The organism is Rhodococcus sp. 05-2254-6 (genome assembly GCF_002258565.1).
Lineage (GTDB): Bacteria > Actinomycetota > Actinomycetes > Mycobacteriales > Mycobacteriaceae > Rhodococcoides.
Window position 1 is genome coordinate 55,160 of the sequence record NZ_NOZF01000142.1, and the last position, 23,825, is coordinate 78,984.

23 protein-coding genes are annotated in these 23,825 nt (G+C 65.6%); 2 read left to right on the top strand and 21 right to left on the bottom strand.

Features of this window, described 5'->3' with window-relative positions:
- Window positions 1-18: 18 nt before the first annotated feature.
- From CH256_RS18960 to CH256_RS19060, 21 genes are all read right to left on the bottom strand, one after another.
- Window positions 19-915, bottom strand: a complete 897-nt coding sequence (locus tag CH256_RS18960) for a dioxygenase family protein (protein WP_068055079.1) — start codon at window positions 913-915, stop codon at window positions 19-21.
- Between the two features lie 8 nt (window positions 916-923).
- Window positions 924-2,000, bottom strand: coding sequence for a maleylacetate reductase (locus tag CH256_RS18965; protein WP_094670301.1), 1,077 nt, complete (start codon window positions 1,998-2,000; stop codon window positions 924-926).
- On the bottom strand, window positions 1,997-3,784 hold the full coding sequence (locus CH256_RS18970) for an FAD-dependent oxidoreductase (RefSeq protein ID WP_094640748.1): 1,788 nt from the start codon (window positions 3,782-3,784) through the stop codon (window positions 1,997-1,999). Before CH256_RS18970 ends, CH256_RS18965 begins: the two co-directional genes overlap by 4 nt.
- Before the next feature lie 129 nt (window positions 3,785-3,913).
- The gene (locus CH256_RS18975) at window positions 3,914-4,870 is read right to left on the bottom strand and encodes a helix-turn-helix domain-containing protein (RefSeq protein ID WP_179272149.1); all 957 of its coding nucleotides are present in this window, start codon (window positions 4,868-4,870) and stop codon (window positions 3,914-3,916) included.
- Window positions 4,871-4,893: 23 nt separating this feature from the next.
- Window positions 4,894-5,688 (bottom strand): hypothetical protein, encoded by a 795-nt coding sequence (locus tag CH256_RS18980; protein ID WP_094670302.1) that lies wholly within the window; start codon window positions 5,686-5,688, stop codon window positions 4,894-4,896.
- Window positions 5,689-5,695: 7 nt separating this feature from the next.
- On the bottom strand, window positions 5,696-6,634 hold the full coding sequence (locus CH256_RS18985; protein ID WP_094670303.1) for a fumarylacetoacetate hydrolase family protein: 939 nt from the start codon (window positions 6,632-6,634) through the stop codon (window positions 5,696-5,698).
- On the bottom strand, window positions 6,631-7,167 hold the full coding sequence (locus CH256_RS18990) for a flavin reductase family protein (RefSeq protein WP_217901096.1): 537 nt from the start codon (window positions 7,165-7,167) through the stop codon (window positions 6,631-6,633). Before CH256_RS18990 ends, CH256_RS18985 begins: the two co-directional genes overlap by 4 nt.
- Window positions 7,168-7,306: 139 nt before the next feature.
- Entirely contained in the window at window positions 7,307-8,134 is an 828-nt protein-coding gene (locus tag CH256_RS18995; RefSeq protein WP_068055115.1) for an IclR family transcriptional regulator, read from the bottom strand.
- Between the two features lie 74 nt (window positions 8,135-8,208).
- Window positions 8,209-8,847 (bottom strand): 3-oxoacid CoA-transferase subunit B, encoded by a 639-nt coding sequence (locus tag CH256_RS19000; RefSeq protein ID WP_094670304.1) that lies wholly within the window; start codon window positions 8,845-8,847, stop codon window positions 8,209-8,211.
- Window positions 8,844-9,563: a CoA transferase subunit A gene (locus tag CH256_RS19005; protein ID WP_094670305.1), complete on the bottom strand. Its 720-nt coding sequence runs from the start codon at window positions 9,561-9,563 to the stop codon at window positions 8,844-8,846. Before CH256_RS19005 ends, CH256_RS19000 begins: the two co-directional genes overlap by 4 nt.
- 32 nt (window positions 9,564-9,595) lie before the next feature.
- Window positions 9,596-10,288 carry an SDR family NAD(P)-dependent oxidoreductase gene (locus tag CH256_RS19010; RefSeq protein ID WP_068055119.1) on the bottom strand — a complete coding sequence of 231 codons (693 nt, stop codon included), beginning with the start codon at window positions 10,286-10,288 and terminating at the stop codon, window positions 9,596-9,598.
- The gene (locus CH256_RS19015; protein WP_037193878.1) at window positions 10,281-10,697 is read right to left on the bottom strand and encodes an SRPBCC family protein; all 417 of its coding nucleotides are present in this window, start codon (window positions 10,695-10,697) and stop codon (window positions 10,281-10,283) included. The genes CH256_RS19010 and CH256_RS19015 overlap by 8 nt, the downstream gene beginning before the upstream one ends.
- Before the next feature lie 29 nt (window positions 10,698-10,726).
- Window positions 10,727-11,368: an NADPH-dependent F420 reductase gene (locus tag CH256_RS19020; RefSeq protein ID WP_179272150.1), complete on the bottom strand. Its 642-nt coding sequence runs from the start codon at window positions 11,366-11,368 to the stop codon at window positions 10,727-10,729.
- The gene (locus tag CH256_RS19025) at window positions 11,365-12,129 is read right to left on the bottom strand and encodes an ABC transporter ATP-binding protein (RefSeq protein ID WP_094670307.1); all 765 of its coding nucleotides are present in this window, start codon (window positions 12,127-12,129) and stop codon (window positions 11,365-11,367) included. The genes CH256_RS19020 and CH256_RS19025 overlap by 4 nt, the downstream gene beginning before the upstream one ends.
- Window positions 12,126-12,896: an ABC transporter ATP-binding protein gene (locus tag CH256_RS19030; protein ID WP_094640738.1), complete on the bottom strand. Its 771-nt coding sequence runs from the start codon at window positions 12,894-12,896 to the stop codon at window positions 12,126-12,128. The genes CH256_RS19025 and CH256_RS19030 overlap by 4 nt, the downstream gene beginning before the upstream one ends.
- Window positions 12,893-14,875: a branched-chain amino acid ABC transporter permease gene (locus CH256_RS19035; protein WP_094670308.1), complete on the bottom strand. Its 1,983-nt coding sequence runs from the start codon at window positions 14,873-14,875 to the stop codon at window positions 12,893-12,895. Before CH256_RS19035 ends, CH256_RS19030 begins: the two co-directional genes overlap by 4 nt.
- 38 nt (window positions 14,876-14,913) lie before the next feature.
- Entirely contained in the window at window positions 14,914-16,158 is a 1,245-nt protein-coding gene (locus tag CH256_RS19040) for an acyl-CoA dehydrogenase family protein (protein WP_094670309.1), read from the bottom strand.
- Between the two features lie 47 nt (window positions 16,159-16,205).
- Window positions 16,206-17,537, bottom strand: coding sequence for an ABC transporter substrate-binding protein (locus CH256_RS19045; RefSeq protein ID WP_094670310.1), 1,332 nt, complete (start codon window positions 17,535-17,537; stop codon window positions 16,206-16,208).
- A 178-nt stretch (window positions 17,538-17,715) separates the two neighbouring features.
- Window positions 17,716-18,483: a dienelactone hydrolase family protein gene (locus tag CH256_RS19050; RefSeq protein WP_256989481.1), complete on the bottom strand. Its 768-nt coding sequence runs from the start codon at window positions 18,481-18,483 to the stop codon at window positions 17,716-17,718.
- A 33-nt stretch (window positions 18,484-18,516) separates the two neighbouring features.
- On the bottom strand, window positions 18,517-18,972 hold the full coding sequence (locus CH256_RS19055) for a VOC family protein (protein ID WP_068055139.1): 456 nt from the start codon (window positions 18,970-18,972) through the stop codon (window positions 18,517-18,519).
- Between the two features lie 62 nt (window positions 18,973-19,034).
- Entirely contained in the window at window positions 19,035-20,672 is a 1,638-nt protein-coding gene (locus CH256_RS19060) for an FAD-dependent monooxygenase (protein WP_094670312.1), read from the bottom strand.
- 351 nt (window positions 20,673-21,023) lie between these two features.
- Between CH256_RS19060 and CH256_RS19065 the strand changes: the two genes are divergently transcribed.
- Window positions 21,024-21,971 (top strand): formylglycine-generating enzyme family protein, encoded by a 948-nt coding sequence (locus CH256_RS19065; RefSeq protein WP_256989482.1) that lies wholly within the window; start codon window positions 21,024-21,026, stop codon window positions 21,969-21,971.
- A gap of 196 nt (window positions 21,972-22,167) precedes the next feature.
- Complete coding sequence (gene yczR / locus CH256_RS19070) at window positions 22,168-23,634, top strand: MocR-like transcription factor YczR (RefSeq protein ID WP_094670314.1); 1,467 nt, start codon at window positions 22,168-22,170, stop codon at window positions 23,632-23,634.
- The last annotated feature ends 191 nt before the right edge of the window (window positions 23,635-23,825 follow it).

A 23,825-nucleotide genomic window follows, 5' to 3' on the forward strand; every position in this document is an offset into this window, starting at 1 on the left:
CCGTCCGGACCGGCGGTCTCAGATCTCGGCCGGAGCGAGCACGATGTCGAAATCCGCTCTGGCCCAGGTCTTGTCACCGACGTCGCGACCGTCCGGCGTCGGTGTTCCCGACGGCTGCTCGACGAAGTCCTTGATCAGGGACTCCTTGACTCCGAACACGGTGTCGCTGCTCAACAGTTCGTCGCCGCTGACGAAGATGTGCGTCACCAGCGTCCGCATCCCCGGTGCCGAGACCATGAAGTGCAGGTGCGACGCACGCATCGGCGAGCGGCCGGTCGCGGCCAACATCCGGCCGACGGGGCCGTCGTGCGGAATGGGATACGGCGTGGGCGTCAACGCCCAGAATCGATAGTTTCCTTCGTCGTCGCTGTAGAGATGCGCTCGACCGCCGACGCGCGCGTCGTCGTACTGAACGTCGTAGAACCCGTCCTCGTCGGCTTCCCAGATTTCCAGGCGCGCTCCGGGGATCGGCGTGCCGGCGGTGTCGCGCACGGTTCCCTCGACCCAGCACGGTTGTCCTGCAGCACCTCCCGATGCATCACCACCGTTCTCGATCCGCGGTGCGTCGTCGACGAAGAACGGTCCGAACACGGTTGCTTCGGTCGCATCCTCGTAGGCCGGGTTGTTCACGTTGATCGTCTGCATCGACGCCCCGAGGACGTCGGAGAGCAGAATGAATTCCTGACGGCGGTCGTCGGTGATGTGCCCGACCTCGGTCAGGAAGCCGATGGCGGTGTTCCACTCCTGTTCGGTCAGTCGCACGTCGCGGACGAATCCGTGCAGGTGGTGCACCAGCGAGGTCATCACCTGCTTCAACCGGGGGTCGGTGCAGTCGTCGAACGATCGAAGTACGTTCTCCACCAACCGCTCTTCGACGGCGTCCTGGGCTTGTCCGGTCATGGTCTGCTCGGTCATGGTCTCTCTCACTGTCCGATGTCGGTCGGCGGGTCGCCGGCCCACGCTACGTGCAGAATGGCTGCGGCGGCCTCGCGGGTGACGGGCCGCGGGTTTCCGTACGATCTGCTCGTCACGTCGTCGGCGATTCGGTCGATGTCCTTCTCCTTCATACCCAATTCGGCCAGCGAACGTGGCGCTCCGAGTCCGCGGCAGAGATCCCACAACCGGGTTGCCGGGTCCCCGGAACCGGGAAGCGCACGCGAGAGCGCCGTCACTGCGCCGGGTGCAGCCGACTGATTGAAGGCCAAGACGTGCGGCAACACCACGGTGTGGGTCGGAGCGTGCGGCAGGTTCAAGGTACCCCCGAGCGAGTGACACAGCTTGTGGTGCAACGACATCGTCGTGGCACCGAGAGTGGCTCCGCACAACCAGGCACCGTAGAGGGCGTCGCTGCGCGCCTGTGGATCGAGGTGATCGGCCACGATGGCCGGCAGCGCCGATGCGAGTGCGCGCACTCCGTCCTCGGCCATCAGCGCGACGATGGGGCTGATGTCGGGTGCATACAACGCCTCGACGGCGTGCGCCACCGCGTTGATTCCACTGGTGACGGAGATGTCGACCGGCAGGCCCGTCGTCAGCTCGGGGTCGTAGACGACGCTGCGGGGCAGCACCCTGATGTCGCGACCGGTTTCCTTGCGCCCGTCGGTCGTCAGCCCCCACACCGGGGTCATCTCCGAGCCTGCGTACGTGGTGGGAACGGCGACGATCGGGAGCCCGTGGACGAGGGCGATGGCCTTTCCGAGGCCGATCGAGGACCCGCCGCCGACGGTGATGCAGCCGTCTGCCCCGAGGGAAAGCGCTTCTGTACTCGACCTTTTCGCCACCTCCGCGGGCACGTGCATCACGGCGTCGGCGCGCACACCCACGCATCGGTCTCCGAGCATCGAGGCAATGCGTTCGGCTGTGCCCTTCTGGCTCGGTGAGCAGAGAACGAGGACGCGGCGCAGGCCGAGGTGATCGAGCTCGTCCGCCAGAACCGACAGCGAGCCTGCACCGAACCGCACCCGCATCGGGTTCGCCTCGTAGGCGAAGTCGTAGGTCATCGCGACAGGACCGCGGTCAATGCCTGCCGCAGGGCGTCCTCGGGGTCTGCCGCGAGTTCGTCTGCACGCCAGCAGATGTGCTTGTCCGGGCGGACCAGCAACGCACCGCTCTCGGTCACTTCGCGCAGCCGAGACCAGTCGAAGTACAGGTCGGTGACGTCGCGTCCGGGTCCGATGACGACGGTTTCGAGGGGCACACCCAACTCGTGTGCGATCTTGTCCGCCGCCGACTCCCAGTCCGATCCGGCGACTCCGGTGATGAGCGTGAAGCGGTCGTAGGGCGCGAGATCCATCATCGCGTGCTTGTGCATGTGATCGCCCACCCAGGCGTGCGGAAGGTGCGATCCGGGGACGGTGGAAACCTGGTAGTACAGGTCCGGGTCTCGTACCGGCTCGGGCAGAACGCCGTCGGGCACGACAGCCGAGGAGGTGTAGAACTGGCCCAATTCGACTCCGTGGGCGTTGAACTCGTAGTTCTTGATCTCCATCGCCTTCACCAGCGCGGCTCGCTTGGCCTCGCCCGCCGGTGTGTTGGCCTTACGCTCTTCGATGCGTTCGACCATCTCCTCCTCGGTCTTGGCGTCGGTGACCCCGAGGGCGTGGAACAGGTCTGCGAACTCACGGCCGGAGCGATTGGCACGCTTGACGATTCGCTCGGCCACTGGGGCGCGCTCGGCGGAGTAGGTATCGAGCAATGCTTCGCCCGCCTGGCCCTTCAGTACCGCGGCGATCTTCCACGCGAGATTGTAGGAGTCCTGGATCGAGGTGTTCGAGCCGAGCCCGTTGCTCGGCGGATGCCGGTGGATGGCGTCGCCCGCACAGAACACCCGCCCCTTCTGCAGGTGCGTGGCGTACATTTCGTTGTTGCCCCACAACGATGTTCCGGTGATCTCGACGTCGAGTTCCGGCATGCCCAGCAGGCTCCGCACGATCTCGACGGCGGCTGCCTCGTTCACCACCGGCGGTGGCTGCGCGATGTCGAATCCCCAGACCACGAGCCACTCGTTCCACGGCCGGACCATCCGAACCAGCCCGGCACCGATACCACCGACGTTCGACCCGGGCTGAATCACCCAGTACAGCACCGACGGTCGGTGTCCGACGTACTCGGCGATGTCGGCCTTGAAGGTGATGTTCATCGACCCGGCGATGTCCATCGCGCCCTCGAGCGGAAGGTCGATGTCCGCGGCCACCTTGGAACGCGCTCCGTCCGCGCCGATCAGATACTTGGCACGGATCGTGTAGCGGTGTCCGGTGAGTCGATCGACCACCGACACACTGACCCCGTCGGCGTCCTGCACGTGCGAGAGGTACTCGGTGGAGAACTGGGCCTGCGTTCCCCGCATCGTCGCGTTCTTCACCAGGATCGGCTCGAGGTACGTCTGCGGAATGTCGACGGTCAGGCACGGCGAGGCGAGCTGGTAGTCCGCTTCTCGGTCGGCCCCGGTACCCCACGTGCGGATGCGTCCGATCTCCTCGCCCGCGATCGAGGTGCAGAACACGGTGTCGCCGACGAGCCCGTGCTCGGTGGCGTCGGCCAGTACCTGATCTGCGATACCGACGTCGCGGAAGACCTCCATGGTGCGCTGGTTGGTGATGTGAGCGCGGGGAGTGTTGGCCGTCCAGCGGTACTTGGTGATCATGATGTTCGGGATTCCGAGCGTGGACAGCAGCAATGCTGCGGATCCACCGGCAGGCCCCGAGCCGACGATGAGAACGTCGGTCTCGACCACCGAGGAATCGGGTAGCTCTGTGGCCTTCTGGCCGTCGTCGAACACCGGCATGGAACACACCCTTCGTTGCGCCCGACGTTGATCTCGGGTCTTGCAAACCAGTGTCCTGCATCACACCGTGGGTGGCCATCGATCCCGGTCATGTCGGCGCAAATCGGCAACGGTGGCGCAATTGCGCAACTAGTGCACCGACCGCAGCACCACGGCGTCGCGTCGAACGTCCGATGCTCGGGCTCCGAACCGTGCCGAGAAGGCACTGGAAAAGTAAGCGGCAGAGGAGAATCCGCAGGAGGCGGCGATCTCGGCAATCGACGTCGAGCGTCCCGACGGCGAGGTGAGCACCGTGTGTGCACGAGCGAGTCGCCGCTCGAGGATGTATTTGGGCACGCTGGTGCCGTCGGCTGCGAAGACTCGGGACAGGTGCCGGGCGCTGATTCCGATGGCGTCGGAGACGTCGGTGGCAGACAACGACGCGTCGGTCAGACGGCGCTCGATGTAGGAATGAGCAGCCGCGCGATGCGCCTGCCCGATGTCACTGCGCGTTCCACCGGTCAGGACGGAGACCAGTTCGAGGATCGTCCGCTCGTCGGGCGCCGCCGGCCCGTCGGCGCGCATCGCGCGGCTCACTCGAGCGGCCAGGGCGGCAGCGTGCACGTTGCCGTTCGCCGAGAAGTCGAAGACTTTCGGGGCCGCGAGTGAGTCCTCTCCGGTGACGTCGGAGTAGACCCCGCGCGGGATCTTGACGACTAGTTCTTCGAGGCCGTGCGAGAACCCGCGCATGAAGGCCCTGTCGGCATCGCACAGCAGAACCTGGCCTGGGCCCACGGTGCGCACACCGTCCTCGGAGTAGAAGAACGCATCGCCGACCAGGCTGAAGTACAGCACCACCGAGTCCGACGGCCGGCGCCGAATCAGCTCGGCATCTCGCTCGACGACATGGGAGGTTCCGACAACACGGGCCAGCCCGACCGATCCGACCTGCACGTTGGTTTCGGTGGCCTCGAGGGACCCGCCTTCCAGGCTGCGGCATCTCAGCCCGATGAGCACCTCGGAGTTGTGCCCCTCCCACCGTTGTATTCGCTCGACGGAGGGAAGCCCGACGGTGGAGAACTCCACGGGTGACGCAGCGATCGACACGTCGGGCCTCCTCGGCGAGGGACTTACTTCTCCGGTACGAAACGCAGGTGTTCCGGATCGACTGTAACGAACAGCATCCACCGATCACCGAGACCGCGCGTGACGTGGCCTGCTCCGGTCACGTCGTCGATGTAGGCGATGTCGCCCGCCACCGGCGAGGTCACCGTTCCGTCCCCGGTCTCGTTCTCGGCCCTGCCGTTGAGTGTGACGCCCAGCTGCGGCCTGGGCCCGTTGTGCCAGACGCCCGGAACGTACCCGTCCTCGCCGTAATCGCGGCGGGTGACGAATGCTCCGAGCGAACGCGGCCACTGCTCGACCGGCGGTACCGGAGCCAGATCACTCGGCCAGCGCAGCGGCTCGGTCCGAGAGGTTCCGCCGTCGTCGTAGATCCACGTCAGCGACGGCCGTCCCTGCCGGACGGTCGGGTCGGGTCGGGCTTCGTTGTCGCCTGCTTCGGGCAGCCAGTCGTCCAGCGCGAGGTAGAGCAACCACGCGAAGCCGTCCCAGGTCATCGTCAGGGTCTCGGGACTGGCGACGTTCGCGAACACCAGGTCTCCGGCGGTCAGCACAGCCGGGCTGCGGTCGCGTACATCCACCCGCACCTCGCCCGAGAGCACCACAACGGTGTGTGACCCGAGCGAGGTGGGGGCGGGGACGTCGACCATCCGAGCTCGGGTGAGCCAGAAAGCCGTTGCCGGAACGACATTCGCCGGACCTTTGACGCGTGAGTCGCGGTGCGGCAGGAAGGCATCTCCGGCGTCGATTCCTCCGTACGTCTCGGAATCGCCGAGGGTCTCGTGCACGCGAAGCACTTTCATCGGGCGGTCATTCGGCTGTGGGGGCGTAGCGTCCGCTCAGCTGAGGCGGAGTCCGACCCTTGTTTCCCGCTTCGGTCCATTCGTGGCGAGTCTGACGTCCCCAGGTGCGGTGCAGCTCGTCACTGATGGTGACGCTGAGCCGGCCGAGGTCGCCCACTTGCAAGTCGATGCGGTCGCCGTCCTGAAAGGCGTGCAGTCCACGATGATTGGTGCCGGTGGCAATGATGTCGCCGGGCTCGAGAGCATGCATGTGCGAGACGAACTCGACGGACTCGGCGATGCTGTACGCCATGTCGTCTGTGTCGAACTCCTGCTTGATCTCTTCGTTGTTCCACAGCGTGACCGGCATGTTCTGCGGGTTCGGCACCTCGTCGGCGGTCACCAGGTAAGGGCCGATCGGGCAGAAGGTCTCCCGGGACTTCATCTGGTAGAAAGCGTTCTCCCGCGGCGGAATTCCGCGTGCAGAACCGTCGATCAGGTTGGTGTAGCCGAAGATGTGGTCGTACGCATCGGCTGCCGAGACGTTGTGCGCGCGCTTGCCGATGATGATGGCCAGCTCCGCCTCGCCCTCGAATATCGTCGCTGCGACGTCGGGCAACACCATGGTGTCGCCGTGGCCGATGATCGAATTGGGAGACTTCGCGAATCCGTTGATCGGCGGCCGCTCGGGCAGGGTGCCGTTCTCCATGTAGTTGCGCGCCATGCAGTCGATGTTCGACGGCCGAGGGATCGGAGGGCGAATACGTACTGCGCTCAACGAAATTCCGTCACCTGCGGCCATTGCAGCTTCGAGGCGTTCACGGTAGGTGGCCCAGCCCTCGATGACGCCGCGGATGACGTCCTGCGGGTGTGCCGCCGGGATGTCCTTGACTTCGCCACTGAGGTCGATCACGTTGCCGCCGTGCAGGACTCCGAGTTTGAAATCGTCGAAGAAGAGAAGCTTCATGGTGTTGCACCTTTCGTTGGGGGTTGGGGGTTGGGTACGAAACGTCCGTACCGGCCGCGGAAGAAGACCAGAGCGCTGCCGTCCTCGGCCGCGCTGAGACTGTGTACGCGGGCCACGACGATCGTGTGATCGCCTGCCGCGTATTCGGCGTACATCTCGCAGTTGAGCCAGGCCACCGCGTCGTCCAGGGCCGGGCCCGCCGACTGGTCGTGCCAGGACGTGCCTGCGAAACGATCGGTGTTGCGCGCCGAGAACTGGCGTGATGCCTGCTCGTGATGGTCGGCGAGAATGCTGATGCAGAACCGGCCTGCAGCTCTGATGGCCGGCCAGGTGGTCGAGGTGCGGGCCACGCAGATCGACACCAGCGCGGGGTCAAGGGAGACGGCGGTGAACGAGTTCACCGCGATCCCGGTCCGACCGGATGCCCCCTCCGACGCGATGACGACAACGCCGGTAGGCAAGTGGCCCAATACTTTTCGGAAGAGCAGTCCCGCATCCGCTGCGGCGGGTGTTTCGGTGGTCGACGTCGCCATGAGACAGTCCATTCGGATTGCGATTCCGTCTAATGGAATCTTATTTCAACCGACTTTACGTGACGTCGAACACTGCCGTCAACCCTCGGGAAGGACGGAGTGCAGCGGACGCCATTGCGTCAGAAAGGTTTCGGGGAAATCAGTGACCCGAGTCGGTCTCGGGCATTGCGATATCGAGAGCGGACGCAGGCAGATCTCCCGCGGCGCGCAGCCGTTCCGACATCTCCCGTGCCAACGAGAGCAACTGCTGAATGATTTCCGCATCACGATCGGGTTCGATCTTGCCCAGGCACAGCATCGCGGCGATGGGACGCCGATCGGCGTCGAGGACCGGGGCCGCGATTCCGCGCCCGGTGTCGAACCGCTCGAAGTTGTCGACGGCGTAGCCCTGCTCCTGGATGCGCGAGAACTCCGCCTCCATGGCATCCGGGTCGGTGATCGTGTTGGGCGTGAACCGCCGCAGTCCGTCGTTCTCGTACAGATTGCGACGCTGCTCGTACGGCATGTACGACAGCAGAAGTTTGCCGTCGGCCATGGCGTACGCGGGCTGCGGATGCCCGGGTTCGAACTCGATGAACTCGGTGTGTGCTCCCGCCACGCGCGAGAGCTGAACGGCCTTGACCCCGACGAGGGTGCTCAGAACGGCATCGTGGCCGGACCATTCCGCCAGCCGCGAGAGATACATCCGCGCGTCGTGCAGAACCGGATTGGTGACCATTCCGACGCTGCCGATTCCGATGGCGTGCATTCCGAGTCGGTACTTCGCGGTGCGCGAATTCTGTTCCACCCAACCGACACTGACGAGAGTGCCGAGGATGCGGTGCACACTGGCCGGTGACAGTCGAACGAACTGGGCGAGTTCTACGATGCCCAGCGGGTACGGATGCTCGGCCAGAGCCGTGACGATGCGGGTGGCCCGGGACACTGCGCGCACATGGCCGGCGTCTCGATTCTCGCGCTCGTTCACAAAGCCTCCATGGGAGGTGAGCTTACTGGTCGGCCCTGTCACGTCACCGTTCAACGCCCCCGTGGCCGGGCTCGTCACGTCATCACGGACGCCCCCGTCAGCCGGCGCACGTCGGGGATCGTCACCCCTGGCGCCACTTCACGCAATGCGAAACCCCGTGGCGTGACGTCCAGAACGCCGAGATTGGTGACGATGCGGTCCACCACCGCGCGTCCGGTCAGCGGGAACGTGCACTGCTGCACCAGTTTGGGTGTGCCGTCCTTGCCGGCGTGTTCCATGACGACGATGACGCGGCCCGCACCGGCAACGAGATCCATCGCCCCGCCCATCCCCCGCACCATGTGGCCGGGCATCATCCAGTTGGCCAGGTCGCCGGTCGACGAGACCTCCATCGCGCCGAGAACCGTCACGTCGATGTGTCCGCCGCGGATCATGGCGAACGACGTGGACGAGGACACGAACGATGCGCCGGGTAGCACCGTGATCGGTTCGGTTCCGGCATTGATCAGGTCGGTGTCCAGGCATTCCGGCAGCGGTGTCGGGCCGACGGCCAGGACGCCGTTCTCGCTGTGCACGGTCACTCCGAGCGAGGACGGCAGATGGTTGGCCACGCGGGTGGGCAGACCGATCCCGAGGTTGACGCTCTGCCCGGGACGTAGTTCCTGCGCGGCTCGTCGCGCCATCTCGTCCCGGTTCCAGCCGAGGCCGGTCATGCGACCACCTCGTCCGGTACTTCGACCACACGCTGGACGAACACGCCGGAGAGCTGAACAGAGTCGGGATCGAGTGCGCCGGGTTCGACGATGCGCTCGGCCTCCACGACGGTGATGCGGCCTGCCATCGCCACGTCCGGGTTGAAGTTCTGCGCCGAGGCCCGGAATATCGCGTTGCCGGCCGTGTCTGCCACCGCGGCGCGTACGAGCGCGTAGTCGGTCACGATGCCCTCTTCGAGCACGTACTCACGATCGCGGCCGCCGAGTCCGAATCGGCGAATCTCTTTGGCAGCGGACGCTTTCACCACGTTCCCGGCCGAGTCGTACCGATGCGGCATGCCGCCGTCGGAGACGAGGGTGCCCACCCCGGTGGGGGTGAAGAAGGCAGCGATGCCCGCCCCGCCGGCCCGAAGCCGCTCGGCCAACGTGCCCTGCGGTGTCAGCTCCACCTCGATCTCGCCGCTCATGTACTGCCGCGCGAACTCGTCGTTCGCTCCGATGTACGACGCGATCACGCGGTCGATGCGACGGTCGTGCAGCAGCAGAGCCAGGCCGGCTCCGTTGACCCCACAGTTGTTCGCCACGACGGTCAGGCCGGAGGCACCCTGAACACGCAGTGCCCGCACCAGCGCCCACGGCACTCCGGCGGTGCCGAATCCCCCGACGCCGATGCTCGCGCCGTGGGGAATGTCGGCGACGGCGTCGGCGGCCGACATCCGTTTGCCCGCCCGCACTGACACATCCGACGTCACAGCAGCACCAACCCGCCGTCGGGACAGAGCGTCTGACCGGTGATGGCCTGACTCTCCGGCCGCACCAGGAACGCGACGACGTTGGCCACGTCGTCGGGGACCAGTGGACGCGGAAGTGCCTGCCGGCGCAGTACGTCGTCCTTGACGTGCTGCTCCATGCCGCCGACCGGCGGTGGCGTCAGGCCCGGTGCCACGCAGTTCACCGTGATGCCCGACGCGCCGAGCGAGCGTGCCAGCGAGCGTGACGCACCGATGAGCGCGCCCTTGCTGGTGATGTACGGCAGCATGTCCGACACCGGCGGTGGGTTGAAGAAGGTGTCGGACACGAGGAACACCACGCGTCCGAATCCTCGCTCGGTCATGCCCGGTTCGAGTTCCTGGACCAGCCACAGCGGAGCTTCGACGTTGACGGCCATGACGTTGCGCAGCACGGTGGCGTCCAGATCGGCGAGGGTCGCCCGCTGGAACGAGACCCCGGCGTGGACGAGGACGTCGACGCGGCCGTGTTCGGCGAGCACTGCCCGCGCGGCGGCGCGCACGGCGTGTTCGTCGGACAGGTCGACCGCCGGATCACCGTGCAGGTCGAGCGCCACCACGTGGTGGCCGGAGGCGCGGAGCTGGTCGACGACAGCCGACCCGATGAACCCCGCTCCTCCGGTCACCAGTGCGACGGGGGCGTCGTCAGCCACCGAATTTGCTGTTCAGGCCGCTGAGTGCACCGTCGATGTCCGCTCCGATACCGACGCGGGCACCGTCCTGCATCTCCTCGGGCACGTCGGCCTCGATGGCGTATTCCACCTCGGAGCCGTCGCCCGCTTCGCGCACGGTGAAGGTGGCGGCGAGGTGCTGCATCGGTCCGGGCTGGCCCGGCACCAACTCGTAGGTGAGCGATCGGGCGGCGTCGTCCTGGGCCGCGATGCGGTCGAAGACCGAGTCGCCGCGGGAGAAGTCGACCTTGCGGCTACCGTCGGCCTGCATCTCCACGGCGTCGATGTGCGGCTGCCAGGACGCGTAGCCGCCGAAGTCGCTGACGAAAGACCAGACCTCGTCGGCCTTGGCGGTGAGGGTGGTCGTCTTGCTCAACTGAACGATGGTCATGGTGTTCTCCTCGAATTGTGTTGGTGGGTCTAGCTCTTGGCTGCAGCGAGTTTGGCCTCGGCGGCCGGGACGCTGAGCATCTCCATGTCGCCGGGCAGCGCACCGCCCATCCCTTGGAGCGCTCCGCCGGTGTGCAGATCGCCGGTGTCGATGGCGACACCGCCGATGGTCGCGAGAAGATCCGTCACCAGCTTCTTCGCGTCGTCGTCGTCGCCTGCCATGTAGACCGCATGCTGAGGATCGGCTCCGGCCGACAGTGTGGTCGCCATGATGTGGATGGGAGTGACGTTGAGCGCCTTGACCACTCGCGCACCCGGTACGTACTCGGCGACCACCTCGCTCGAGATCCGGCCGCCGATGTCGATGACGCCCTGCGGACCGGGGGCGGTTCGATTGTTGGTCGTGTCGACGACGATCTTGCCGTCCCAGTTCTCGACGACCGAGACGGCCGAAGCGGTCTTGCCCCACGGGGTGGCCAGGAAGACGAGGTCGGTGCTGTCCACGGCCTCCTGCACCGTTCCCGCGGAGCAGTGTCCGTTGAACTCGTCGACGATGTCCGCCAACGATTCCGGGCCGCGCGAGTTGCTGAGGATGACGTCGTGTCCGGCCCGAGTGAAGAGTCCGGCCAATGCCTGACCCATTCGTCCGGCTCCGATGATTCCTATTTTCATTTCTCTCCTTCTGTGGTGGTGGTTGTTGTCGCCAGGTCCGCTTCGCTTGCGTCCCATTGGTCCCCGCCCAGGTAGCTGGCTCGGACCAGCCCCTTGTCCTGCAGCAGTACCTGGGCGTCGTGTCCGGCCGAGATGTCGCCGTGGGCCATCAGGTAGGCCCGGTCCGAGATTCCGAGGGCGAGCTCCACGTGCTGCTCGACGAGCAGGACGCCGCAACCGGTGTCGTCGGCGAACCGGCGAATGACCGGCAGCAGTGCCTGCACGATGACCGGCGCGAGTCCGAGGCTGAGTTCGTCCAGCAGCAGCAGCGCCGGTTTGCGGGCGAGCGCCCGGCCCACGGCCAACATCTGCTGCTCGCCTCCCGAGAGAACTCCCGCAAGACGGTTGCTCAGTTTCGTCAGCGCCGGGAAGTAGTCGAAAGCGAGGTCGGCATCGAGAGTCTCACCGCGCCTGCGTAACTTGAAGTGTTCGGCGACGGTCAGACCGAAGAACAGTCCTCGATCTTCGGGCACGTGGGCGATGCCGCGGCGAGCCCGGTTGGTCGGTGACAGTGCCTCGAGGCTCTCCCCCTGCAGGCTCACCCCGCCCTCGAACGAACGCACGAGCCCCGAGACTGCCTTGAGAGTGGTGGTCTTGCCTGCGCCGTTGGGCCCGAGCAGAGCCACCACCTCGCCTGTCCCGACCTCGATGCCGATGTCGCGAACGACCACCGACCGTTGGTAGCCGGCCGAGAGATGATCGACGCTCAGAACTGCGCTCATGTCCGGTCCTTTCCTGCCGAGGCGACGTCATGACCGAGGTACGCCGAGATCACACGGGGGTCGGATCGCACGACGTGTGGCAGCCCCTGGGCGATCACCTGACCGAACTCGAGTACGACGACGTAGTCGCAGGTTCCGAACACGAACGAGATGTCGTGGTCGATCAGCAACATCGGTGTTCCGTGATCACCCAGGCTGCGCAATTGCTTTCCGAGAAACGAACTTTCGGTGGTATCAAGGCCGGCGGCGGGCTCGTCGAGGCACAGAATCGCCGGCTCGGACGCGAGCGCCCTGGCGATCCCCACGAGTTTGCGTTGCCCCTCGGAGAGTTCGGTGGGCAGTGCCCGAGCCAGGTGGCCGATTCCCACGTCAGCGAGAGTCTTTGTTGCGCCGGCGATATCGTCGATGCCGAGGCCGAACATGCCGGCTATCGTCGATTTCACGGTGGGCTGACGTGAGGCCACGGCGAGGTTCTCCGCCACCGTCAGATCGTCGAACAGCTCGACGGCCTGCCAGGTGCGGCACAGACCTTGTCGTACTCGTGCGTGGGGACGCAGGCCGCTGACGTCGCGACCACCGATCTCGATGGACCCACCGGCCGGAACGAACCCGGTGATGGCGTCGACGAAGGTGGTCTTGCCTGCTCCGTTGGGTCCGATCAGGCCGACGATCTGGCCCGGGCGTACCTGCAGGTCGACGCCGCGCAGCGCGTGCACGCCGCCGAACCGTACTTCGATGTTGCGGGCTTCGAGAACGTTGGTCGTCATGTTCGCACGCTCTTCATCCGTGGCAGTTCCGGCACGAGGGTGTCGATACCGGTCATCTTGCGTTCCTTCTTGATCGACCTCGACACGAGCAGGCCGTCCGGAAAGAACCGCAGTTGGAGCAGCAGACCGCCGCCGATGAGCAGCTGCACGTACAGGGAGATGTGGTCTGCGGGGAGAACGTATTTCTGCAGAATCAGCGGTATCACCGAACCGATCGCTCCGAATCCGGCCAGCACGGCTCCCTGCGGCAGCGTCACGCCGAGTACGTAGACGCTCGCCACCAGAGTCAGCGCGACGGAGATCCCGTAGCTGTTCGCCGAGACGGTGCCGAACTGGTAGGCGTACATCACGCCGGCCACTCCGGCCAGAGCCGAGGTGATGCCGAAGGCGACGATCTTGACCGTCCGCACGTTGACTCCGGCTGCGGCTGCGGCACGTTCGTTGGAGCGGATGGCCAACATCTGACGACCGAGGTCGCTGTTGCGGAGGTAGACCACACCCATGTATGCGAGGGTGGCGACCACCAGTGCGACGAGTCCGAACACCGGGCTCGGTAGTGCGCCGTCCAGTCCGCGCAGGCCGGAGTCGGGTCCGAAGTTGAATCCGAACAGTGTGGGTGAGGCCACGGGTGCGCCGGTCTGACCGCCGCCCCATTCGGAGTTGGCGAACACGAATTGTTCGATGGCCACGGCCGCGGCGAGGGTCACCACCACCAGGGTCACTCCGCGCACTCTCAGGGCCGCGGCTCCGATTCCCACGCCCAGTGCGGTCGCCGCGAGAACGGCGATGATCGGGGCGGCCGGGAAGCCGAGACCGAATTCGGTGCCGAGCCGCGAGACTGCGAACGCGGCGAATCCGGCGAGCGCGAGTTGCACCACCGACAGCTGCCCGACGTATCCCATGATGACGATGAACGACAGGCACAGGACGGTCGCGACCAGGCCGGTGGTGATGGCCTGACGTAGGTCCGAGGGGAGGACGAGCAGTGCGATCGCTCCGACGACGAAGACGGGGCCGACGCGGCGCAGCAGGTGCTCCTGGCGGGGTACCGCCGGGAGCGAGCGTCCGACGAAATCGCCGCGCTGCGGCAGTGTCGAACCCTTCCACCACAGTGCGATGACGATCAGCAGGAACTCTGTGAGCTGCTGCAACCCGGGTGGAGTGATTCCGTCCTGCGTCGGGAACCAGTCCATGGTCGAGGCGTAGGACAGCAATGACTCGGCCATGCCGATGAGAAGTCCCGCTGCGCAGGCGATCCAGATGGAGCTGAACCCGGCGAACAGCGCAGCGGCCAGGGCGGGGATCACCAGCAGCGGCAGCGTCGAGGCGCTGACTCCGACGATGGAGGCGGCCAGGATGCCCACGAAGCCGGCCGTGACATAGGCGAGTACGGAGTTGGCCAGCGAAATCGACGACGGCGACAACCCGGCCAGGACGGCCGAACGCTCGCTCTCGGACGCCGCACGGGTCGCGATACCGAAGCGGGTGAAGCGGTAAAGCGCGGCAAGCGCCGCCGAGATCACGACGACCACTGCGGCCAGAATCAGCTGTGCCACCGGCACTGTCACACCGCCGACCTGCACGACCGAGTCTGTCAACACGGCGGGGCTGTTCAGCGGAGCGGTACCGAACACGAGCTGCACCACTGCTTGGAGCAGCAGCAGTACTCCGATGGACGCGACGAGTTTGGCGAGCGGCGAGGCGGATCTGAGCGGCTTGACGGCTGCGAACTCGACCATGACCGCGAGCAGTGCCATCGCGAGCAGCGTGACGACTATCGCTGCGGGAGTGGTCAATGCGGGGGCGAAGAACCCGGTGCGCAGGGACCAGAAGAGGTAGCCGGCGACCATGACCACGGCACCGGCCGCGATGTTGATCGTTCCGCTACCGCGCCAGCTGAGTACGACGCCGACCGCGATCATCGCGATCAGTGCGCCGGTACCCAACCCGAGCAGAGCGAACAGGAAGACGGTATCCATGCGCTACGCCCGCCCGTGTCGAATCGTGGGCCCGGCCATCACGCGAGCGGTGCCGGCGAGAGGTCGAAGTGCTCCTGGGCGAACATCTGTGCAAAGGTCTCCCACTGCAGGCCCACATTGGTTCGCGCCGTGGACATGTCGCGGTAGTAGCGCTGCATGCGAGAGCCGTTTCGTCCGCCTTCGCTGGTTCCCGAGGTACGGAACAGCAGTTCGACGGCTTCCCAGGCGAGGTTGACGGCGTGGTGGGTGCTGGCGTTGATGTTCATCAGGTCCTCGGGCTCGAACTCGCCCCCGTCCTGCACCGACGACGCGCACAGCTCGGAGTAGTGCTGGCTCATCTTCACCAGGATGTCCTCGGCCGCACGGATCTTGCCGGCCGCGACGCCCCAGTAGCGCTGGAAATCCGGGGACGTGAAGCGCGGAAGTGGGTTGGGGCCCATGGTCTTCTTGGTCCGTAGGATGCGCTCGTACTCGTCGAGCGCGGCCCAGGCGCAGCCCACGAGTACCGAGGTGATCTCGAGCTGCAGGTAGCCCATAGGGTGGCCTGCGTACATCGGATTGCCGTGCAGTTCGTAACCGGGGGTCTTCAGTCCGCCACGGAACTGCAGCAGGCTGCCGCGCACCACGTTCTCCTCCGGCACCGCGGTGCCGGTGACGGTGATGCTGTTCGAGCCGCTGCCGCGCATACCGAATGCGCGCTCTTTCCAATCGTCCTGCAGGATCCAGCCGTTGCGCGGAACGAGAGCCAAGCCCTGGCCGGTCTTCTCGCCGCCTTCGACGAGGCGCACCGCGAGAATGGCGTGGGTCGAGTAGGGCGATCCCGAGCAGTAGTCCCAGGTTCCGTCGACGCTCCAGCGACCGTCGTCCTGCAGCGTCGCGGTACCCATCGGCACGCCGCGCATCGGGGCTGCGAAGTCCCCGCCGGGTCCGATCGCCTCGGCTTGCGCCTTCTCGTCGAACAATCCACCGATCTGCAGTCCGTGACCGGAGGCGAGGCACAGGCACCAGCCCGAACCCGGGCAGCCGCGGGCGATTTCGATGATCATCCTGACGAACGAGGTGACGTCGTATTCGAGCCCACCGAAACGCTGTGGGAGCAAGGTGCGGTAGAAGCCGGCCTCCTTGAACAGTTCGTGAGTCTCGGGCGAGTAGGTGCCGCGAGCATCGGTCGAATCCTGTTCTGCGAGCAGGTGATCACGGAAGGATCGTGCTCGTTCGATGAGGACTTCCGGACTCGACGCGGGGCTGGAATGTTCGACGGTGTCGTTGGCTACAGCGGTCATGATGGTCTTCTTTCTCGAGAGTGTGGGGGCTGTCGGAGATCGATGTGTCAGGTGCCCGATGGTTCGAGCCAGTCGGTGAGCGCGGTGTACGAGCCGTCGCCGGTGTATTCGAAGACTCGAGTCTGGGCACCGCACAGGCCCGGCTCGGCGGTGTTCGCGCCGCAAGCGACGGTGGCGCTACCCAACAGCAGTGGGCCGGTGAAGGACTTCGCCTGTTCGGCGATCGCCGGCGCGGTTGCTTCGGAACCGCCTGCGGCATTGAGGAATCGGGTCGCTGTGGCGACCAACCCCCAGGCGAGGGCGGCGTCGGGAGTGGTCTGGGACGTCTCGGACAGTCCGGCGGTCGTCGAGGCGTCGATGTACGACTGGACGTCGGGCTGGCTCATGTCGGCGACGTTGGTCTGGGTGGAGATCTGCTGCCACTTCGGTGCGTCACCACCGAGCCCCTGCGCCACCTGGTCGGTGAAGCAGAACGAGCCGGCTCCGATGATGGGGGCCGTCACGGCCAGCGTGTCGAGGGCCTTGGCCGCGGCCACGCACGTCGGCGGCGTCGAGACGAGCGGCACGATGGCGTCGGCGTCCGATGCCCCCGAGGCCACTGCGGCCGCGGTGAGGTTGGTGGTCGACGGGTCGAAGCCGACGGCCTTGACCTCGATACCGACCGAGTCCAGTGCAGTCTGCAGAACCTTTGCGCCGTCAGCACTTTGAGCGTTCTGGGGGTAGATCAGCGCCACCGACTTCGCACCGACCACGGTGCCCAGGTAGGTCGTCAGTCCACGGAAGATCGACGACGGGTTGCCGTTGTAGATGAAGACGTTGTCGCTCTGAGCGTCGGTGGAGCTGATGGAGTTGGCCATCAGGATCGGCTTCTGCCCCTTGTTCACCGCCAGGAACGACTGATTGCCGGTGATGGTCGAGCCGAACAGCACGGTCCGAACTTCCGGATCGTTGACCAGCTGCAGGCCGCAACTGTTGCCGTCCTGCTCGTTCTCGACGACGAAGCACGTCTCGAGCTTCAGCGGATGCCCGTCGATACCGCCGAGGTTCTCGTTCACGTACTTCACGGCGGCCTCGGCACCGTCGGTGGCGGCCGGGAATCCGAGGGCACCGCCCTGCTGATTGACCCATCCGATGGTGACGGGTTCGAGGCTCTGATCGGCTGCGCCTGCGGTTCCTCCGGTGTAGTCGACCAGGTCGGTGACAGCCGACGTGTTGGTCTGGTCCGTGGCTACCGACGTCGAGCCGCCGGTGGCAGTGCCGGTCGGTGATGCCGCCTCGGCGGCGCAGCCGGCGAGTACGGCCGACATGGTTGCCGCGATGACCATCAACTTCGCGGACTTCGACCCGACCCAGGTGGGACGGGAGGGAGTGAGAGACATTGGGGTTCTTCCTTCGAGAGCGCGTGCGGGGTGCTCACGCGGTCTCGTGGACTACTCGCGTGGCCTTCGTGGAATGCGATTCCGAGGTACGGAATCGAGACTAGCCATGTGAGGGCCATCACACAACCCTCAATTCCTTCGGGTTTTCTGTGCGTTTCGACCCTCGCCTGAAAGTCGATCAGGATGCGTCGGACTGCAAGTGCACATCGAAGAAGGCGAAGACCTTCTTCCAGCCGTCCACCGCCTGTGCCTGCTGGTAATGCGGATGGTCGGTAGCGAAGAACCCATGTCCCGCACCGTCGTAACGATGGAACTCGAAATCTTTGCCGAGCCTGGTCAGCTCACGTTCGATGTCGTCGACCTGCGTCGGATCCGGATTGGTGTCGTCGTTACCGAAGATCCCCAACAGCGGAGCCGACATGTCCGGAGCCCGATGAATGACTCCCCGCGACGGGGCGTTCGGCTTCGTCGGATCGGGAGCCTGCGGCACGATGCTTCCACCCCAGCAGTCGACGGCGGCGTCCAACGCCGGCACGTCGCACGCCGCGAGGAAGGCCTGCCGTCCGCCGGAGCAGAATCCGATCACCCCGGCCTTACCGTTGGAGCCGGGCTGCGACTTGACGTAGTCGGTGGCCCCGGCGATGTCGCCCATCACCTGGTCGTTGGGCATGGCCTTTCCCAATCCCTCGGCCCGGGCCGCCGCAGCGACCTCGGCCCAGTGACCGGGACCGCGGCGGTGATAGAGATTCGGCGCGAGCGCCGCGTATCCGCACTCGGCGAACCGTCGGACCACCTCTTTGCACCAGAAGTCGAGCCCGGGTGCGTGGTGCAGCACGACGACGCTGCCCACCGGCTCGGCAGCGGTCGGTCGAGCCGAATAGCCCTCGATGCGGTCGCCGTTGTGGCCGGTGAGCGCCACCACCTCGGCGATCATTCCTTCTTTCAACGCTCTTCTCCTCCGCGGTCCCGGCCGGGTTTCCTACGCCGCGACCATCTCGTCGAGGCGGCTGCGCAACTCCTCCTCGGACAGCGAGAGGTCGATGGGCTCGCTGAACGGCTGCGGCCATTCGATTCCGGTGTGCCAGTACACCTCCACTCGGTTTCCCTCGGGGTCACGGAAGTAGCAACCGAGCGCATTGCCGTGATTGCTGATGTGGTCGATGTCGTACTTGCGCTCCACGATCTGGGCATAGAACGCACGCAGGTCGGCCAACGAATCGACGACGAACGAGAGCTGCTGCGGATCGGTGTGGCGCTCGAGGTTCTTCGCGAGCAGGATCTCGTGGTGCTCCTCCGACGGCCGCGAACTGAGAAAGACGCGGCGTTCGTCGCGGTCGGTGACGGTCATTCCGAGGAATGTCGAGTAGAACTCCATCATGATCTCGGGGTCGGCGACGAACAGTCCGACGTGGCCTAGACGGGTGACTTTGGGCATGAGAGTGGGCCTTTCATTGTTGGGAGTTGCGGTTGGGTGTGGCTGCGGTTCGGTGTGACTGTTCAGGCGAAGGACACTGACCCGGTGACGACATCGAGCAGATGATCGAGATCGTCGGGTAGTGCGTCGCCGCGCCACGCGACGTGGTGATCCGAGCGGATCAATGTTGCGTTGGCGGAATACAATTCACCCAGATCGGTGAGGTCGGGGTCCTCGACGGTGAGGATCTGCAGTGGCACGTTGCGTTCGGCAGCTGCGTCGGTGAGTGCGCTGTGATCGACGTCGCCGAGCACGAGGAGCGTGAAGCCGTTCCCCAGGTGGTCGTACAGCGACGAGCCGTCCGCGAGCCAGTGATGCGGTGCGCGGTTTCCGGGGTACGAGGACGGTACGTAGTCCTCGAAAGACGGTGCAGTTTGGTCGGTTCCGTCGCGGTAGATGATGGGAGACGACGAGTAGCGGTAGCCGAGTTGGCCGCCCATTCGCTTGAACTGACGGGCCTTCTGAATTTGGATGTTCTCGGCCACCTGGGCGCGGATCGCTTCGCCGACGGGGCCGTCGTCCTCGATGCCGTCGCGCACCAGTTCGCGGGAGCCCACGGCCTGATTGCTCTCGCAACCGGCGAGAATGAAGCGCGCCGCTTCTCCGCGTTCGATGCTGTAGCTCGGGAGCATGAGGGGGCCGCCCCAACCGTCGAGCAGCGCGGCGAGTTTCCAACCCAGGTCGGCGGCATCACCGATACCGATGTTCATGCCGAATCCGCCCATCGGCGAGACCATGTGCGCCGAGTCGCCGGCCAGCAGTACGCGGCCGAAGTCGAAGCGCGGTGCCTGGATCGAGTGGGTGATGAAGGTGCCGCCCGCGAGCGGCTCGACCTCGAATTCTTCACCGATCGCACGAAAGAGCATGGCGCGGCAGGCTTCCCAGTCGTCACCGTCGACGTCCTCGGGTACGGGCGAGCAGAAGTAGGCCCAGTGATCGGTGCCCGACTGCGGAACCAGACTGTCGCCGGCGCGGTCCTCGTTGTAGAACAGCAGCATCGAGGCCATCGGTGTGGCCTTCCACAGCTCGGCCAGTGCCGGAGCCTTGATGTGCCACAGGAAGCTGCGCGCGAGGTTGGGGTGACCTTCCATTCGGACGTTGAGTCCGTCGCGACGGAGTCGGCTGCGACTGCCCTCGGACACCACCATGTACTGCGCCAGCAGTGTCTGTTCACCGTCCGGGGTGGAGACGGTGACGGTCACCCCGTGGTCGTCCTGCTCGAATTTCTTCACCTCGTTCTCGAAGCGGAGATCGATCAGAGGAAGGGACTTCACGCGGTCCCGCAGCGTCCTCTCGATCGCCTCGTTCGGGGCCCATTCCGCGACCTCGGATGCGATGGGCAGCCGCTCCGACCACTCGTATGCGCGGGGGAATCTCAAGACCTCGTGGCCGGTCAGACGGGTCACGAAGGCGACGTCACGATAGACCAACGGGCTCACAGGATCGTTGTCGCGCAATGCATCTGCGATGCCCCAGCGTCGGAAGTGCTCCATGGAGCGAACGTTGGTCATGTTGGCGCGCGCGACGATTCGTTCCTCCTCCGAACGCTTCTCGAACAGCACGCTCGGGATACCGCGAAGGGCGAGATCGATGGCCAACGCCATCCCCACCGGCCCCGCACCCGAGATTGCGACGGGTACTTCGTTGGAACGAGATGCCACTGTCCACTCCTCTGAATTCCATGAACGATTCCATCTGATGGAATGTGTTTCCAAGATAACAGCGGGTTTGAGAAGTGGCAAGCATCACGTTTCGCTACTGACGGGTACTGCGGCCGCGAGCTGGGGTGTCGCGGGCGCGCCCCGATCTCGCTGGCCGGCTCCCGATCCCGCAAACGCGCGCGCATTCGTCATACACGCGCAAATTCGTGACGCGAAACCACTCGCGTTCAGCGAACGCGCACGCGTTTGCGAGAACTCGGGGGGGCGCACAGACAAGGCGAAGGTCGACCGAAGCCGTTCAATTCCGTGACAGCGCAATGGCATTCCCCATCGATGTGTACGATCACCGCCATGACTGCCCCACCATTCCCCCGTATGCGGTGGGTGCCCGGCGGCCGGTTTCGGATGGGATCGGACTGGGCCGACTATCCCGAGGAAGCGCCCGTTCACGAGGTGAGTGTCGAGGGGTTCTGGGCGGACGAGACGCCGGTGACCGTCACTCAGTTCAGACGGTTCGTCAAAGCCACCGGGTACGTGACGGTGGCCGAGCGGCCGATGGATCCGGCGGACTATCCGGATGCGGATCCAACGCGTCTGGTGCCGAGTTCGCTGGTGTTCACTCCGACGCAGGGCCCGGTGGATCTGACGAATTGGCAGGGCTGGTGGCGGCTGATTCCGGGTGCGAACTGGGCGCATCCGGAGGGCCCGGGTTCCGGTATCGATGGACGCGAATTGCATCCGGTCACGCATGTGAGCTGGGAGGACGTGAACGCTTACGCCCAGTGGGCGGGCAAGGAACTACCCACCGAGGCCGAGTGGGAACGGGCGGCTCGCGGCGGGTTGAACGGCGCGGCCTACGCGTGGGGAGACCAACTGGCACCGATGGGTACCCAGTTGGCCAACTACTGGATCGGGGAGTTTCCCTGGCAGAACCTCAAACCGGTCGCCGATCGTAGGACCACGGCCGTGCGCTCGTATCCACCCAACGGCTACGGCTTGTACGACGTCACCGGAAACGTGTGGGAGTGGACGGCGGATTTCTACCGCACCGATCACAGCGAAACCGCCACCCACGCCTGCTGCGGACCCGCGATCGATCCGCGGGTCGCGTCGGCCGCGGGCAGCCACGATCCCGCCGGGACCATCTCGCGTCGGGTCATCAAGGGCGGGTCCCATCTGTGCGCCGAGAACTATTGCCGCCGTTATCGTCCCGCTGCTCGACAAGCGCAACCCGTCGACTCCGGCATGTCCCACATCGGGTTTCGCTGCATCGCCAGAGGCTCTGCACCGACTCGCTGAGCCGGAACGAGCGTCAGTCGGACTGAACACGACTCCGCGGCGGCCCGGCAGGCCCGCTCCTTCCGCCCTCGTGCAGAGCGACCACAGTCCACCCTGCACCCACCATGGACAGGACCAATACAGCGCCAATTGCGATCATATGACCACAATGGACTGCTTTCACTCCAAATAGTGCAGTCCAGTGTGCGAGAGTGGCATGCATGGACTCGTTCGACGCCTCCGCCATCACCCCCCGGATCTGGCCGCACGGATCGACCCATCGACGTTGCGAAACCGATCCGGTGGTCCGCTCTACCTCGAGATCGCCGACGAGTTGCGGCGACTGATCGAGAACGGTGAGGTGTCGGCGCAGACGCGTCTGCCTGCCGAGCGGGCGTTGTCGATCAGCTTGGACGTCAGTCGGGTGACGGTCGCATCGGCGTACCGGCATCTGCGCGAGGGTGGGTGGATCAGCGCCCAGCGAGGTTCGGGTACCTACGTCTCGCCGACGGGGTCTTTGCCGTCGTGGGGTTCACTGGCCGGCGACCGAGAGACTGCGAATCTGGAATTCGTCAACGCCTCCCCGTCGGCATCGCCGCTGTTGTCCGACGCGTACGGTGTTGCGGCAGAGAAGATTCGAGACCGTTTCAACTTGGGCGGGTACGCTCCGTCCGGTCTGTTCGAGCTCCGAGAGTCCATCGCCGCGTACTACCGAGGGCGCGGAGTGCCGACCACCGCCGACAACATACTCGTCACCTCCGGTGCCACCGACGCCATCCACGCTGTGTTGGCGACGTTCACCGAGCCCGGGGCCCGCGTATTGGTGGAGCACCCGACGTATCCGGGTGTCGTCGAACTCGTCCACTCCCTCGGCGGTCGTTGCATCCCGGTGCCCATCGATCCGGACAACACCGACCAGTTCGTGGCTGCCGCCGACAGGGCCGCGCGGCAGAGTGCACCGACTTTGGCGTATTTCATGCCCGACTTCTCCAATCCGTCGGGTGCCCGACTCCCCCTGAACACCCGCCGACAGCTGTCCGCCACCATGCACCGCCACGGCGTACTGACCATCGTCGACGAGGTTGCAGCCGATCTGTCTCTCGATGGTTCACCGGATATCGAGCCCTTCGGAGCCGCCACTCCGGACGTGGCGACCGTGACCATCGGGTCCACGAGCAAGACGGTGTGGGGCGGGCTGCGAGTCGGGTGGGTTCGCGCCGAAGCCGGTCTGTTGGCGCGGGTCGCCGCAACCTATGCGCGACGCCAACTTTCGGTCTCGATCATCGATCAACTGGCGGCAATCGAGTTGTTGGGTAAGTACGACGAGGTACGACGCGTCCGCGCGGAGGCGTCGAGAACGGCCCGCGATCACACCGTCGCATTGATGCGTGATCATCTGCCGGGCTGGCACTTTCGAGTTCCCGACGGCGGCCTGGCACTGTGGTGTTACCTACCCGACGGCATTCGATCCAGCCATCTCGTCGCCGACGCCCAGTCGCAGGGACTGCTGCTGGCACCCGGACTGAGATTCGGAACGGGGTACGCCTTCGACGATCGACAGCGCATTCCGTTCACCCGTTCACTGTCCGACATCACCTCGGCGATCAAGATCCTCACTCGCCTGTCGTCGGAGAACACCCCGACGCCGGCCGCCGCGTCGAGCACGCCCGCTGCGGTGGTGTGAGCCCCGACGGCCATCGCAAACGCGCGCGCGTTCGCGAGACGCTCGCGAATTGGTCACCTGGTCAATGGCGGAATCGCGCGCACCTGACGAATGCGCGCGCGTTTGCAACGTCGCAGGGCCGGCAGCACTCAGGGCCGCAGGGACTGGACGATTGCCGTGACACGCCGCTCGCGAGTGTCGTCGCGTTTCGC

Excerpts from the sequence above, each read along its gene's own strand:
- CH256_RS18960 (WP_068055079.1), bottom strand. The coding sequence starts at position 915 with ATGACCGAGCAGACCATGACCGGACAAGCCCAGGACGCCGTCGAAGAG.
- CH256_RS18965 (WP_094670301.1), bottom strand. The coding sequence starts at position 2,000 with ATGACCTACGACTTCGCCTACGAGGCGAACCCGATGCGGGTGCGGTTC.
- CH256_RS18970 (WP_094640748.1), bottom strand. The coding sequence starts at position 3,784 with ATGCCGGTGTTCGACGACGGCCAGAAGGCCACAGAGCTACCCGATTCC.
- CH256_RS18980 (WP_094670302.1), bottom strand. The coding sequence starts at position 5,688 with ATGAAAGTGCTTCGCGTGCACGAGACCCTCGGCGATTCCGAGACGTAC.
- CH256_RS18985 (WP_094670303.1), bottom strand. The coding sequence starts at position 6,634 with ATGAAGCTTCTCTTCTTCGACGATTTCAAACTCGGAGTCCTGCACGGC.
- CH256_RS18990 (WP_217901096.1), bottom strand. The coding sequence starts at position 7,167 with ATGGCGACGTCGACCACCGAAACACCCGCCGCAGCGGATGCGGGACTG.
- CH256_RS19000 (WP_094670304.1), bottom strand. The coding sequence starts at position 8,847 with ATGACCGGCCTCGGCTGGAACCGGGACGAGATGGCGCGACGAGCCGCG.
- CH256_RS19005 (WP_094670305.1), bottom strand. The coding sequence starts at position 9,563 with ATGTCGGCCGCCGACGCCGTCGCCGACATTCCCCACGGCGCGAGCATC.
- CH256_RS19015 (WP_037193878.1), bottom strand. The coding sequence starts at position 10,697 with ATGACCATCGTTCAGTTGAGCAAGACGACCACCCTCACCGCCAAGGCC.
- CH256_RS19020 (WP_179272150.1), bottom strand. The coding sequence starts at position 11,368 with ATGAAAATAGGAATCATCGGAGCCGGACGAATGGGTCAGGCATTGGCC.
- CH256_RS19025 (WP_094670307.1), bottom strand. The coding sequence starts at position 12,129 with ATGAGCGCAGTTCTGAGCGTCGATCATCTCTCGGCCGGCTACCAACGG.
- CH256_RS19030 (WP_094640738.1), bottom strand. The coding sequence starts at position 12,896 with ATGACGACCAACGTTCTCGAAGCCCGCAACATCGAAGTACGGTTCGGC.
- CH256_RS19035 (WP_094670308.1), bottom strand. The coding sequence starts at position 14,875 with ATGGATACCGTCTTCCTGTTCGCTCTGCTCGGGTTGGGTACCGGCGCA.
- CH256_RS19040 (WP_094670309.1), bottom strand. The coding sequence starts at position 16,158 with ATGACCGCTGTAGCCAACGACACCGTCGAACATTCCAGCCCCGCGTCG.
- CH256_RS19045 (WP_094670310.1), bottom strand. The coding sequence starts at position 17,537 with ATGTCTCTCACTCCCTCCCGTCCCACCTGGGTCGGGTCGAAGTCCGCG.
- CH256_RS19055 (WP_068055139.1), bottom strand. The coding sequence starts at position 18,972 with ATGCCCAAAGTCACCCGTCTAGGCCACGTCGGACTGTTCGTCGCCGAC.
- CH256_RS19065 (WP_256989482.1), top strand. The coding sequence starts at position 21,024 with ATGACTGCCCCACCATTCCCCCGTATGCGGTGGGTGCCCGGCGGCCGG.
- yczR (WP_094670314.1), top strand. The coding sequence starts at position 22,168 with ATGCATGGACTCGTTCGACGCCTCCGCCATCACCCCCCGGATCTGGCC.